Below are 14,698 nucleotides of genomic sequence, written 5' to 3' on the forward strand. Positions count from 1 at the left end.
TGATATCTCAACCAATGTTTTGCACGCTCAGGTGAAAAATTATAGCGACAACTAATTGTATGATAGTCTATGCTTCCATTATATTGATTTGCTATACTTATTGAATTCTGTCGTTTACATCTTTGATTTTATAAAGTGTTTAAATTCATCAAATGATTGAATGTTCCATAGTTCAGAGTAAAGCTCAGGATAATCAAAAAGTGAGATTATCGCCTCATATACACTGGAGAAAGTATAACGATCAACATAGTTAATCGAAGCTAGAAGTACAATGTTAACTCTTTTTTCACCCCATACAAATCCTTTTTTTGATATTGCGACGCTAATATTCGTTTTATTTGCATCCATATACACAGAATGTGGTATTGCAAAGAGCTCGAATGCTGTCGAAGATGCTTTTTCTCTTTCAAGAACTTTATCTAGGTACTGAGTTTTAACAATATTATCCGCTTCAAGATTATTGCACATAAATTCTAGCAGTTCATCTCTATCTTCAATATCAAGATTATTGTAAAAATACTTTTCACTAAAATATGTGTCAAATTTCTCAAAAAGAATTGATTTTTTTCGCTGCAAAAGCATATCTTGAATTTTTGAACTTAGGTGAAGTTTTTGTTCATCTGAAAGAATAGGTAAGACTTCGATCGTTGCACAATTCAAGTTGATGCTCGTTTTCAATGTCGTGATAAGTAAATCTATATCCGCGGATTCAAGTTCGATAGGATTTGATGTAACAAGAACTATATTCAGTTCATCACTGAAATTTTTTTGCAGTTGCCGGTATAGTTGCTCGGCATGATTCATATAGTTCGGACATAAAATTGCCGTCTTAATTTTGGAACTGTTTTTCTTTTGCCCCTCTAACTCTGACCCAATGTGCAAAGCAATATATGCACTCTCATGATCATTAATCGTAATTCCTAATAACTCTCCTAGTCGGTAGGATACATATACTGAGATGTCGTAAACAATAGGAAAATCAGTCTTTAGCACCTCAATCATCGGATTTTTCAAGTAAGCATCGTTTTTTGCACGATGATATAAATTACTGAGATGAATCGCGAAATTCAAAAAGAATTGTTCGCTTTTTAAATGAATTCCGTAGCTTTGATATACTTCTCCAACAATAATATTCAGACTCTCAATGATGTCTCTATGTATCACATTTTCGATTTTTTTAATATTCACATTCGGAATGAAGTTGACGTTTGCTTGGAATAGGTAATAAAGTTCTTGTTTCTCAACATCATTTAGGATTACTTCGAATTCTTTTTCAAGCTTCTCGACAAACTCCTCTACAATGTTAGCTTTGGAGTCTTTGAAAAGAAGAATTATATCTTCATTTGAAATAAGAGAACGCCCATTTTTCACAGAAACGATGAGTACAAGTATATGTAACAAGAGATTCATGAAAGCAAAATCATTCATCTTAATATCTTCATACTCAAGAACTTCCTCAATGAGATTCGTAATTTTAGTGACATATTCATATTCAAAATTTTGTTCTAAAATTTCTTGTGTCATGAAATAGTTAGGGATTTCTTCAAAAATTACGTATGATGCTAGTCTTCTGATTTCCTTTTCGTTCCCTATTATTTCAATTTTATCTTGACTAATTTCAAACTGTAGGTTAAAGGAATCGAATACTTGATTCATTCTTGATATATCAGACTTGATAGTTGAATAACTCACGAATAATTCTTCTGTCAGATCAAAAACATCAACCTTTAGATTATCGATTGCAATTTTCTTAATAATGTAATTTGCTCTCTCTTTAAAAGTCTGTGGTATCTTGGTGGTAGGCATCAATTGTTCCAGAGTTTCACTTGGTAAATAGTTATTCACCCAATAACCTTGATTCGAAGAAAAAATAATTGTATCACCGGAAATAGCATTGATTTCTTTTACATAATTTTTTACGGTTCTTATCGACACATTCAAAAGATTTGCAATTTTACGTGCAGATATAGGATAACTTTTATGTAAGAGGTAGTTTAATAGATTTGTTTGCTTTTCATTCATTGTCTTCCCCTTTCACATTCAAAATGCATTTATTCTGTTCTCCTAAAACAGAGTTTTACCTAATACTTTATTTTGTATCCTTTCAATTGAGAGTCTTCTCAATTATTACTTTAGAATTTTTTCGCGCTGATTTAAAGGTTTCTTGCGATATATTATTATAAAAAGTTTTATACCAAAGATAATACCAACAAAAAATAGATCAAATCAGTGTTATAGGTAGCCATATATTATCTGACCACCCCTTCACAAACACAAAAACATACGAGTAAAACGTATGCTTTTATCATTATTTTACGGATATCTCAAACAATTCAATAATTGCTAAAGTTAGTTTAATTTCGCTCATGATAGTCATAAGCGTATCCTGTGCGTGTGTAAATAATAGACTGTTTCCATGATAAACTCCAGCCATTTCACTTTGAATAATATCCGTTTGTGCTTTATGAGCAAGGACAATATCTTCCTGAGCAGCATCGAGCAACTCGTACGATTCAGCAAACTTTTTTATTTTCGCTTTGTCAATTGCAGTTTGAGACTTCAACCTGGCATCTCCTGCATGTAATATGATTTTCATAGCTACTTCAACTAGCTCGCTGTTCTCATGTAAATTTTCTTCTAGGCTGTCGTTTGTCATGTTAACCTCTTTCTATTTTTTATCAATGCTTTAAAATCTACAAATTAATCTGTATCAAAATATATACTTGTTAGTTTTTTATTTCTTGTCTATGATATCGAGTGCATAATTAAGAAGACTATCTCCATCTAGACTTGCATAAATCGTTTGTGATATCACAACAACTGGTAAATCATAGGGTTCAGCCATTTTTTGAAACTTTTCCAGTTGATTAGAATAATGAGGGCCAATCATCAATATATCAATAGATGATAAATAACTCGAAACCTCACTTTCAGATCTTGCTTCGATACTTGCAATGATTCCTCTTTTTTTAGCAGATTTTCTTGCTTTTTGAGCTAAAAACCCGCTTGACATCCCCGCTCCGCAACACAATAAAATTCTTACTTTTTCCATGATAAACATTCTCCTTTTTATTTGTTAATATGTGTGAGGCTCTTATTCAATATTTAGCAATAGTGTACGAAAGGAACATGAATAAACATGCTTCCTTCGTACACCAAATCTAGTTATAAAACTGATCCATTTGTTTTAATCACGTTTTTATACCAGTGAAACGAATCTTTTCTAATTCTTTGACCCGTTCCGTTTCCAAGATCATCTTTGTCAACGTAAACATAACCATATCGTTTACTCATTTCAGCACTTGATGAACTTACGATATCAATTGGTCCCCAACTCAAATATGAAATAATCTCTACACCATCCTTGATACATTCTTTAATTTGAGCTATATGGTCTCTTAGATAAGCGATTCTATATTCATCATGAATAAATCCACCTTCTTCAACTACATCAATTGCACCTAAACCATTTTCAGCAACTATTAGTGGTACGTTATATCGATCCCAATATTGAGATAGTGAATTATAGAGCCCTAGAGGATCTGCTCTCCATTCCCATGGTGTGGGCTTAAGATATTGATTTTGGGAACCATCAAATGCTTTAATTGTATTGACAGTTGAATCAACAACTTTGGATGAATAGTATGAGATTCCTAGAAAGCTCATGGTATTCTTTTGAATTAACTCGAGGTCTCCTTCATGAATCTGTAGATCTATATTATGTTCAGCAAAGTATCTGAGTGCATACATTGGGTAGGTTCCACGAAGTTGAACATCTGTGAAGTAGTATTGCATTCTGTTCTTCTTCATTGTCAAAACTACGTCTTCAGGTTTGCATGTCGCGGGATAGTAAGTACCATCAGCTACCATAGTTCCTAATATTGCATCAGGATCAATTTCACTAGATAGCTCCACAATTTTAGCGCATGCAACAAACTGATTATGAACTGCTCGGTACATCAATGATTCCATGTGTTCTTCTTGGTCATCATAGATACCAAGAGAGCCAAATTGTACGGTTGGAACAAGGTTCACTTGATTGCAAATTATCCAATACTTCACCTTTCCTTTATAACGTTGCAATAGAACCTTTGCGTAATTCACAAAGAAATCTATCACTTTACGATTTCCAAATCCACCATATTGTGTCACAAGATGTAATGGAATATCGTAATGATACATTGTCATTATTGGTTCCATATCATTTGCAATTATTTCGTCAATTAAATCATCATAGAATTTCAAACCATTTTCATTAGGTATTGTCTCATCACCATTTGGGAATATACGAGACCAAGAAATACTAGTTCGAAATGCTTTAAAACCCATCTCTTTAAAATACTTTATATCATCTTTGTAGGTGTGATAGAAATCAATGCCATATCGTTTTGGATAATATCCAACTTTATCGTTTATGGCTGTTTCAATCTGAAGTAATGTTCCACCACCCTCTTTACTAATATTGGAACGATCCATGTTTGTGTCATAAAGGTGTATATCAGAGGTTGACATTCCTCGCCCGTCAACATCATATGCTCCTTCTGCTTGACATGCAGCTATTGCTCCTCCCCATAAAAATTCATTTGGAAAACCATTAGGTATTTTTTTCATTTTTCCTCCTTTTAGGACACGTGTGAATGTTCTCATTGTATGTTACTTCCCTTCATCCGCAAGTTTTATTTTTTCGTATGACTTAAAGAATGGATACCAAATTGCTAGGTAAATCACAAACAGGATAGCCCACCATAGGAAAGCCCTGATGTCTTCAGTAATCATCCAACTGCTTATAGGAGCAGGAACCTGACCCATTTGATTTGACTTAGTCGGAATATTTAATAAGCCAGCTCTCATTATAATCCACACATAAACTGGTCCTACTATGGCATTAATCCACATAGGTAGCATCAATAACGGATTAAATACTACAGGTGCACCAAATATAATGGGTTCATTAATATTAAAGATTGATGGTGCAATAAATACTTTCCCCATTGACTTTAATTCTTTTGATTTTGAGAACAACATTAAGAGATTAAGTCCCAATGTTGCACCCATACCACCCATTGTAATAAATGCGAGTGTAAATACTGATTCACTGGTAACGATATTTGTTGCAGGCAGGCCTTGTGCTACTGCATTAATGTTTGCTTGAATTCCCGCCATATAAATTGGTGTTGTAATTGCTCCAAACATCCAACTTGATACACCCAACGAATAGAAGAATGCAGGAATAAAGCAAATAAGAATAAACCCTGGCAATGTTTGAGCAATATTTGCAATAGGCATAAATAATGACAAAATAGCTTCCATGACATTTATCTCAAGTATAACAACTAATATCATTGCAGTACCTAAAGTGATTAAATTTGGGATAATAACATTAATCCAGTTAATTAAGAAGTCTGGAATATTACTATCTTTAAGAAATTCTAATTTCCCCCAAAGGTTGAATATTATCGCTACGAAAATTGCAACAATCATACCAACTGCAATTCCTGATGGACCAAGACTTCCCATTAGCGCATCAACACTTCCAGCATTCTCGCCTACTGGCATTACAACCATAAACAACGTCCCTATAGCCACAAGACCCGCATTTATTGTGTATGCAGGGTGCCCTAACTTCTCCATAAGCTGATTTGTAATCATAAAGGTAATATATAGCGTCAATAAACCAAAGCTGTATGTCAAGATCGGTCCTAAATCTGGTAAGAAAGAAATATACTCTTTGAATACATTATAGAAAAAGATTACCGACCCAGTTAAGATAAATGGAATAACCTTTTGCATAGCAGCAGAAAGTCCTGCTAACCAAGGTCTATTGAATAATTCGTTTGCAGCTGGAGCAAATTTATTTGTCAGCCAATCCATAAATTTTTTCATTTTTTCTCCTTATATATGGTATTTCACTATTAAATTAATCGTATTATGCGCATATTATTTACCATTCACTAGCTTATGTCCTATATTCAAAGTCTCTCATATATATGCGGATGTATTCAACGTGTTATTTTCACTATATAGTGCAATAATATATCAAGTATTTTTTATGGTAAATCATCGAAAAAGTGTTCTCATTTTACAGAGGTCATGTCTTTTACTAACAAAAGGATACAATCACCAACTTATGTAAAATATACTCCCATATATCGATATAAAGTGATCTACTGCTTTATATACAATTTCTATAAAGAGTTTAGGGAATCTATTATCAATTCGATAGATTTCTGCCTATTAAAAATAAAAAAGCCAATGGTCAATAAAGTACAACGTACTCTATTGCCCAATGGCTTATCAAGATTTATTTGTAACGATAGTGAATTTGATCTCGATATATCTTATATAAGTTCTCGTTTTTTTGATCACCACCATCAAGATTAGCACTTGTGAAGAATGGCAAGTCTTTCAATCCTTCATCCACAAGTCTTTGAGCAAGTTGAGTGATTGCTTCATTAAGAATCACTGTAGCAATGATTGTTGAACTCGATGCCACTTTTTGCTGACTTCCTTCAAGTTCACAAATCGCATCCCCAATGACTCCATGATTGTCGATAATTAGATCAGACACTTCATATAAGCGTTTGCCGCTTGAGTGTCTTGACGAGACAGATTTTGAATATTCTAAGTTTGTGATTGCTACAACGTGTGCTCCATTTTCTTTTGCTACTAAAGCTACATCGATACCAGCGCTGTTTCGACCAGACACTGAATGAACAATAAGAAGATCGTTGGTTTTAAAATTTGCTTTCATTGCAATGACTCTACCATATCCCTCAAGTCGCTCAATTTGACTTGTAATAGTTATAGGCTCATTATCAATGGACAATTCCCGTGGAAATATTGGATTAAAGAGCATAAACCCTCCAGCACGATAATACATTTCACAACTAATAATTCCTGCATGACCTGCACCAAATATATAGATACTTTGTTTATTCACGACCGCTTCGTAGAGCATTTCAGAAAGTGTTACAATTTTTTGTGTTTCTTCGTTGGATACACGTTCAATATTCTCTTTGATTTTATCAAAGAACTGGAAGGACATCATAGAATGCCACCAAACAGGCTAGCAATCCAACGTACAATTGAACCAAAGAATGAGAAGTCATTCCCTCCAAATATTAAGAGCCAGTTAGAAATCGTGTTTTGATACACCATTACAGAGATTCCCATGAACGCAACCATTACAATTGAAGCTACAACGGTTCCAATAATGGATCCGCGAAGTCCTCCTGTACCTTCTCCGATGACTGCAGCAGTCCCTACTTCAAAGAATGAAGTAATTACTAATGGAATCAACATTACACCAAAGAGATTCATCGAGTTTGCGATAACAAGTGCCGCTGTAGATGTAATCATTGCAACAACAAACCCAAGAATTACTGCATTAGGCTTGTAGTTGAAGATAATTGGACAGTCAAATGCAGGTAATGCATCTGGAACAAGCTTCTCTGAGATCCCCTGAAATGCAGGAACGATTTGGTTTATCAACATACGTACTCCTTGTAGCATGATGAGAAGACCTGCACCAAAACTAAGTCCGTTTTCCACGGCATACATAAAGAGATTTGATCCTTCTGGAGTTAACTCAGGAATGATAAGTCCCACTACGATAAACATTATGAAGATTACAATGCCACCCGTAATGGATATTTCTCTTAAGAATGAAAGTCCTGAAGGTAGGTTGAGATCTTCTGTTGATTTTTCTGTGTTTCCAAACTTCGATGCTACAAATCCTGAAATGAGTGATAGCATACCTGTTGGATGCCCAATTGTAAATGACTCGTCACCTGTTGTCTTCCATACATACTTTCTCAGTACCCATGGCATAATTGACCAATACAATGCAGAACAGATTGCTCCAAAAATGATTAATGCAACGCCAGATAATCCACCTTCAACACCTGCTGCAACGAAAATGAATGGGAACCACCAAATCATATGTCCTGTAAGAAAGATTGTTTTGATTGGGGTAAAGCGTGCAATAAGCAAATGAATCATTAGTCCTAAAAACATGGCCATCCCCACATCAGCCCCATATTGTGCCGTAAAGGTGACATCATTAAGTCCATCAGTTACAACACCTCCTACGATATTTGAAAATGCAGTATTAATTGGTGCGATAGCCCCTACAAGCACACCCACGCCAAAGTCTAAGATAACCATGCCAAATGCCGCAAGTAGCGCTCCCTTAATCACATCTCCAATTGGTTTCTTAAGAATCATCAATCCCGTTGCCGCGACCAACCCCAATAAAATTGACGGGTTACGAATGATATTCTGAGTTACAAAGTTGAATACAGCTTCCATTATATTTTCCTCCTCTTAAATATATTCTTGTAATTTTCCCTTTACCTCTTCTTTGTCCATATAACGATGAATCGCAACTACAGGACATTTAACACTTGATCGTAGTTGTGTTGCAAGCTCGTTGCTTGTAAACACTAAGTCTACTTGCGCACCCTGGGCACTGCTAACATCCGTATTTTCTACTTCCGCAACAATTCCCAAATCTTTACAAGCTTTCTCAATACTCATACGTAGGATCATTGATGATCCAACTCCAAATCCACATACAGCTAGAATTTTCATAGGTCTCCTCCTTCCTTTAGTACGCGTAAGATTGTTTCAATATCTCCATCTTTAATCTGTTGAAGTTTTTCATCAACTGATATTATCTCCGTTAATCCGGCAAGTGCCTTTAGATGCGTGTGATTATCTACAGTCGCTAATACCATGAATATTTTTACAGGATTACCCTTAAGATCTACAGGCTCGTTTACTTTAAGTAACGATATTGCAACTTCTTTAACATTGCCCTGATTTGATGCATGTGGTAATGCAAACTCATCTGCTAAAACAATGTAGGGCCCATATTGCTCAACGGCCGAAATCATTGCATCCACATAGTCTTGCGTAAACACCCCTTCGTTTAGTAAGGGTTTACTGGCAAATTGTATGGCTACTTTCCAATCAGATATTGAATCAATGATTTGAATTCGATCTCGATTTATTACTTCATTTAACATAGGTTGTCCACTCCTTCCTTCATTTTTGGTTTCTAATACATCCGATAGAGCTTGGATGAGTTGGGGACGGTTATGAACTGTTGTATATTTTTCTATAATTTTCATAACCTGTATTTCTAGATGCTTCGTTTCTTTTTTTTCTGATCCAAATTCTGTAAAGAGTCTGTCACAATCACTTTCTGATAAAATTGGATTAACCTTTATGACATTTTGAAACTGGGGCAAATCCAGTGTGGTGATAATTGCATCATAATGTTCGACAATGTTACCCAATTGATTGATAGACAAGACATCAATGACATCAATACTTGAAAACCCCTTTTCAATTTGATTTCGTAGATGGTGGGCAACAGCTCGTCCTTGTGGACATACGAGAATTACCCGGTGTTGCATCGTTGGTTCTTCCCTTTTGTCATACAGATATCCACCAATGTATGCAACTACAAATCCAATTTCTTCATCACGCATTTTATGAAAAATACTAATGTGATCAATCGAACGGATTGTGTTTTTCACAATCATGAACATATAAAAGTACTTTACTCTGATATCGTTCAGGCTTTGATTCAAAGCAGGAAATCCGAACTTAATTCGATAAAATGATGCAATCAAATGATTTTCAAGACTTGCCTTAAAACTATCATTCCATGTAACATTTAGTGCCATACGAATCTTTATTTCTTTCAACAATTCACTCACATATAGGTGAACAATATTTGAGACATCTTGATGACCACAAGAGTATAAACTCAATATGTATGCTTTGAGATAATCTGCCTCCTGATCATTTTCTATATTAAGTATTTCCCGAACATCAATATCTACTGTTTCTATAAATGACTGATTCAAATTTAACATTTGGTAAATTGAGACACTTTGATGTTTTCTTCTTTTATCGATAAATTTTATAAATTTACTGAGATAAAACATTGAGTAATCCGACAAGACCAATTGATTTCTTTCATTAAATTGAATAACAGAATCCAAGATATCCTGATATTGAAAATCCATCACATTCAACATACTAAGATATACATCCCTAATTTTGTATTCAGGACCAGTAACTAAATAGTGTTTGTTGTAATCCAGAGACAGCCCATCTTGATATAATCGAGAACGGATCGCTTCAATATCCGCAAATACTGTTGTCTTACTTACACTAAATGCAGTTAGGTAATCATCGAGTGTTTTATGTTCTTCTTCAAGTATTGAATATAAAATCCGATCTTGCCTTTCAATGCGATCATAATAAGGTTCAAACACACGCTGAGCAAGTGTCGTATTAATCGCTTCAACATCACCTTCTAGTATTAATACATCTTGGTTTATTCTTAACTTGCCTAAGCCAGATAACTCATAATTGATTTCTTCAAGATCGTAAAATAATGTACGTTTTGATATATCATAAATACCCATGATTGTGGAAATATCAACTACTTTGTTATTTACCATAATGTGAAGCATTTCTATTTGCCGTGTTCTCATAATATCCCCTTTCGTTCTCCTTGAAGTGTGATACTTGCTGTGTGCAATCCTTTGAACAAACGTAAATAGAGCATCTCTCTTTAGGACTCACGTTCTTATAACCTTATCGTGTTTATATATGTGATTTACATAAATATAAACGGTTAATACACGTTATTTTGAGTCTCTCTTTGTTTTTTTCACACTCTAATTATGGTTCAATCTCCAATTATGCACAATATCGATATGTTGCACTGATCATTAAGAAATGTCATTTAAATAAGAACAAATTATACACTTCATCTTGTACCAATCCTTCCCTTCATTGTTTTGTAGCATGGATTTTTTATCGTTTCTTTTTGCATGTGACCACACAGTATTATAAGCAATAGTCTTTGATTTGATTCAACCCAGACCTAATCACAAACAGAAACTGCAAACCGTTAACCTTGACATATCTAGCCACTTTACCGCTATTTATTAAATATAAGGACTATTTTATTGACTAAAAGTGACTCATTTCGTGTAAATTCAGTACGGTAAGCACAGTACACATTTGTGCCAATCCTTACCTCTATGTTTACTTGTAATCCCACACATTCCAATCGATGTTTCGCGTCAAGACCACATTTTATACACACCATTCGATTACAATAATCCCACATCTAAAGTTTGCATTGAAGTGATTTTATTTTAAAAATTTTGATCAACTTTACCCACATAATTTGTAATTGATGCTAGTTAATTACAATTTATAAGATTCTTATAGTTATCAAAGTGTATTGGTGTTGTTATTCTATCATGTTCAATTTAGGGTATGAAACCTATTCCCAAAAAGAAAACACTGTTTCATATATTTCTATTTCATGAATGAATTCATTTAAAGAACCATTCATCATAATCACTTTTCATAAACTGTGTTATGGTAAGCTTTATCATGATAGAGGAATACCTACTATCGAGTCATGTTTTCTTTGTGTATGCGATATAAAAAGAAGATTCAATCGGATGAAGTTGGGATGGATTGAAGGTGAATGAGCGAGTGGCTTCATTGATTGATACTTGTATATCCCAATCTACAAATCTCACAAAGAAACAGAGATAAAGTAATGTTAAGACACTACCAACCAAGACAGACCATACTTCAACATGAATGGTATAAATCCTTGACATAACCTTCTTTATTGATAGGTCTTTTGTATCATCAGTGACCTGTTTATCATATTGTTTTGGCTTCATAAAGCAAAATCACAACGTTGATATAGGTAACAAACATAAAAATTACAATAAGTTGTAATAAGAGCCCTTAGGATTTACCATTTAGGTTTAAACATAAAATATGCAAGGTAGTTATCCTTGCATATTTCTTATTACATAGATTTCATTACACAGGTAAAGCGTACAGTGCGTGAAATTGTGTGTTTATATTATAGTATTGCTCCATTTGACGCAATCACATCACGATACCAGTCAAAGGATTTCTTCTTGATGCGTTTTCCCGTACCGTTTCCTTGATTGTCCAAGTCAACATAGATAAACCCATACCGTTTCTTCATTTCACCGGTTGAAGCACTGACCAGATCAATACATCCCCATGATGTATATCCCATGACATCAACACCATCAAGTTCAATGGCATCCCGCATCGCCTTGATATGTTCTTTAAGGTATTCAATGCGATAGTCATCGTTAATGGTTCCATCTTCACAAATCTCATCATGCGCACCCAACCCATTCTCAACCACAAACAAGGGTTTTTGATAGCGTTCATACAAGACGTTCATCGTATATCTAAAGCCCAGTGGGTCAATTTGCCAGCCCCATTCACTGGCTTTAAGATACGGGTTTTTTACCGATGCGAAGATATTTCCAGATGTACTGCCTTGGAGTTGTGGATCAACACTGGCAGTTCTTGAAGAATAATACGAGAATGATATAAAATCTACGGTGTTCTCGCGTAAGAGTGCTTCATCACCTTCGTGTATGTCAAGGGTAATTCCTAAACGTTTCATTTCTTTCAGTGCATAGCTTGGGTATTCCCCACGTGCTTGAACATCCACAAAGAACAAGTTATCTCTGTTTTTTAAGTGTGCTTCAAAGACATCTTCTGGGTTGGATGTATACGGATAATACTGACCTGCAGCAAGCATACACCCAATCTTATTTTCTGGGTCTATTTCTCGCCCAATCTTTGTTGCAAGTGCACTGGCTACAAATTGATGATGCACCGCTTGATATTTTGCTTGCATCACGTCTTCATGTGCTTCAAACACAAGGCCTGCAGCCATAAATGGCGCATGCATAATCATGTTAATTTCATTAAAGGTAAGCCAATACTTAACAAGGCCTTTGTAGCGGGTAAATAAAACCCGTACCAGTCTTTCATAAAATGTCACCATCTTACGATTTTTCCATGCACCATAGGTTTGTGTTAGGTGGACTGGACAATCAAAGTGGGTAATGGTTACTAATGGTTCAATCCCATATTTCTTGCATTCCTTAAAGACGTTTTCATAAAACATGAGTCCGTCTTCATTGGGTGTTTCTTCATCGCCTTTAGGGAAAATGCGTGACCATGCAATGGAAAGTCTGAATGTTTTAAACCCCATTTGCGCAAATAACTTGATGTCTTCTTTGTATGTGTGATAGAAATCAATGGCATGTTTTGCAGGATAATAAAACCCTGCTTCGAAATCAAGCATGATGCGATCGCCATTCATCACTTCACGACGAAGTGAACCTTGGGGAATTAAGTCGACATTCGCTAGACCGCGTCCGCCTTCACTAAATCCGCCTTCACATTGGTTGGCTGCAGTTGCGCCACCCCATAAAAACCCTTCTGGAAATTTATTCATCAAACTTCAATCTCTCCTCTCTCTTCAGCAAGTGCTTTACGATCCCCTACTTTAAAGAACGGGTACCAAATAAGTACTTGGACACCAATCAGTACTAATTGCATCAACATGATTGGAATACCACCTTGCATCATACCATACATCAATACTGGTGTTCCCAGTGGGAGTGATACCCCATAGAGTGTTGGGATGAGTCCCATCACTTGAAGAAGGTATGGAATTAAGAATGCTAAAACGGGGCCAAATACAAATGGAATGAACATCATGGTATTCAATACCATCGGAACACCAAAGATTAGGGGTTCGTTGATTCCAAAAATCGCACCCGGTAATCCAAGGCGTCCAATTTGTTTATATTGTGAGCTTTTCGCAAAGAATGTCATCAGGATGGCAAGTCCCAATAATCCCCCACTGCCTCCTATCAGGACATAGGTTCCAAAGTGTTGATAGACAATGGCATTTGGAAGCGTGTTTCCTGCTTCATATGCTGCCAAGTTTTCTAAACTCAATGGCAAGAAAATCGTTTGAAGAAACGGTAGGATTACCATAAATCCATGCAATCCAAAGAACCATAGAATTTGTGCGACAAGAATAAATCCAATCACTGCAAACGGGGTCTTCCCTAAGTTTTGAAGTGGTGTTGATACCATGGCATAGATAAAGGTATTAGCATCACCATAAGATGTAAGGGAAAAGCCATACCGAATTAGTGCAAAGATAAACGCCACTGCGAATGCTGGAACCAGTGCGGTAAATGATCGTGATATTGTGGGTGGCACGCTGTCTGGGAGTTTAATAATCATCCCTTGCTTAACAATAAACTGATACACTGTTGGGACAATTGATCCCACGATGATTGCCATAAAAAGCCCCTTAGCACCTAAGAATCCAGTATTAATGGCACCATCGATTGTTACGACATCACCACTGTCCAAGGTTTTACTCACACCCATTGGAATCAAAAGCAGTAACATCACAATTGATAGAATCCCAATAATGCTTGCTTCACGATCCATTTCCATTTTATGTGAAAGCGAATACGAAACCGCAAACACTGTATATAATGCAAGTAGGTCCGTTGTGACACGTGATGGTAGTCCTAGAAATCCTTTGACACCTGTGTTCACAATAAAGTCTTGATAGGGTTTGATCTGCATACTTGAAAGCAATGTAAAGATCGCACCAATCATGATAACCGGTAATATCAATGCAAATCCATCGGATACTGCACTAATATACTTATTCCCTTGCACTTTTTGTGCAATCGGGAGCAAATACTTCTCTAGAAATTTCATAAACTTCCCTCCTACCCTCAATATATCACGCATTTTCTTGAATATAGGCTTCTTC

At 35.6% G+C, this 14,698-nt stretch carries 12 protein-coding genes; all 12 read right to left on the reverse strand.

The window, feature by feature from the left end; genetic code table 11:
• Positions 1 to 114: 114 nt before the first annotated feature.
• The 12 genes from AOC36_RS08150 to AOC36_RS08205 all read right to left on the reverse strand — a co-directional run bounded on the left by AOC36_RS08150 (position 115) and on the right by AOC36_RS08205 (position 14,643).
• Entirely contained in the window at positions 115 to 2,022 is a 1,908-nt protein-coding gene (locus AOC36_RS08150) for a BglG family transcription antiterminator (protein WP_067633224.1), read from the reverse strand.
• A 286-nt stretch (positions 2,023 to 2,308) separates the two neighbouring features.
• Positions 2,309 to 2,596, reverse strand: coding sequence for a PTS sugar transporter subunit IIA (locus tag AOC36_RS08155; RefSeq protein WP_232505357.1), 288 nt, complete (start codon positions 2,594 to 2,596; stop codon positions 2,309 to 2,311).
• A gap of 138 nt (positions 2,597 to 2,734) precedes the next feature.
• Positions 2,735 to 3,052, reverse strand: coding sequence for a PTS sugar transporter subunit IIB (locus AOC36_RS08160; protein WP_067633228.1), 318 nt, complete (start codon positions 3,050 to 3,052; stop codon positions 2,735 to 2,737).
• A 113-nt stretch (positions 3,053 to 3,165) separates the two neighbouring features.
• Positions 3,166 to 4,611: a glycoside hydrolase family 1 protein gene (locus tag AOC36_RS08165; RefSeq protein ID WP_067633230.1), complete on the reverse strand. Its 1,446-nt coding sequence runs from the start codon at positions 4,609 to 4,611 to the stop codon at positions 3,166 to 3,168.
• Between the two features lie 42 nt (positions 4,612 to 4,653).
• On the reverse strand, positions 4,654 to 5,883 hold the full coding sequence (locus tag AOC36_RS08170; protein ID WP_067633232.1) for a PTS sugar transporter subunit IIC: 1,230 nt from the start codon (positions 5,881 to 5,883) through the stop codon (positions 4,654 to 4,656).
• Between the two features lie 418 nt (positions 5,884 to 6,301).
• A complete protein-coding gene (locus AOC36_RS08175) occupies positions 6,302 to 7,048 on the reverse strand; it encodes an SIS domain-containing protein (RefSeq protein WP_232505358.1) in 747 nt (248 codons plus the stop codon).
• Positions 7,045 to 8,310: a PTS ascorbate transporter subunit IIC gene (locus AOC36_RS08180; RefSeq protein ID WP_067633234.1), complete on the reverse strand. Its 1,266-nt coding sequence runs from the start codon at positions 8,308 to 8,310 to the stop codon at positions 7,045 to 7,047. Before AOC36_RS08180 ends, AOC36_RS08175 begins: the two co-directional genes overlap by 4 nt.
• A gap of 15 nt (positions 8,311 to 8,325) precedes the next feature.
• Positions 8,326 to 8,592, reverse strand: coding sequence for a PTS sugar transporter subunit IIB (locus AOC36_RS08185; protein ID WP_067633236.1), 267 nt, complete (start codon positions 8,590 to 8,592; stop codon positions 8,326 to 8,328).
• Complete coding sequence (locus AOC36_RS08190) at positions 8,589 to 10,514, reverse strand: BglG family transcription antiterminator (RefSeq protein WP_067633238.1); 1,926 nt, start codon at positions 10,512 to 10,514, stop codon at positions 8,589 to 8,591. The genes AOC36_RS08185 and AOC36_RS08190 overlap by 4 nt, the downstream gene beginning before the upstream one ends.
• A 942-nt stretch (positions 10,515 to 11,456) precedes the next feature.
• Entirely contained in the window at positions 11,457 to 11,732 is a 276-nt protein-coding gene (locus AOC36_RS08195; RefSeq protein WP_067633240.1) for a hypothetical protein, read from the reverse strand.
• Between the two features lie 188 nt (positions 11,733 to 11,920).
• Positions 11,921 to 13,348 (reverse strand): 6-phospho-beta-glucosidase, encoded by a 1,428-nt coding sequence (locus AOC36_RS08200; RefSeq protein WP_067633242.1) that lies wholly within the window; start codon positions 13,346 to 13,348, stop codon positions 11,921 to 11,923.
• On the reverse strand, positions 13,348 to 14,643 hold the full coding sequence (locus tag AOC36_RS08205; protein WP_067633244.1) for a PTS sugar transporter subunit IIC: 1,296 nt from the start codon (positions 14,641 to 14,643) through the stop codon (positions 13,348 to 13,350). Before AOC36_RS08205 ends, AOC36_RS08200 begins: the two co-directional genes overlap by 1 nt.
• Positions 14,644 to 14,698: the final 55 nt, after the last annotated feature.

Origin of the sequence: Erysipelothrix larvae, assembly GCF_001545095.1 — a bacterium.
Taxonomy (GTDB): Bacteria; Bacillota_I; Bacilli_A; order Erysipelotrichales; family Erysipelotrichaceae; genus Erysipelothrix; species Erysipelothrix larvae.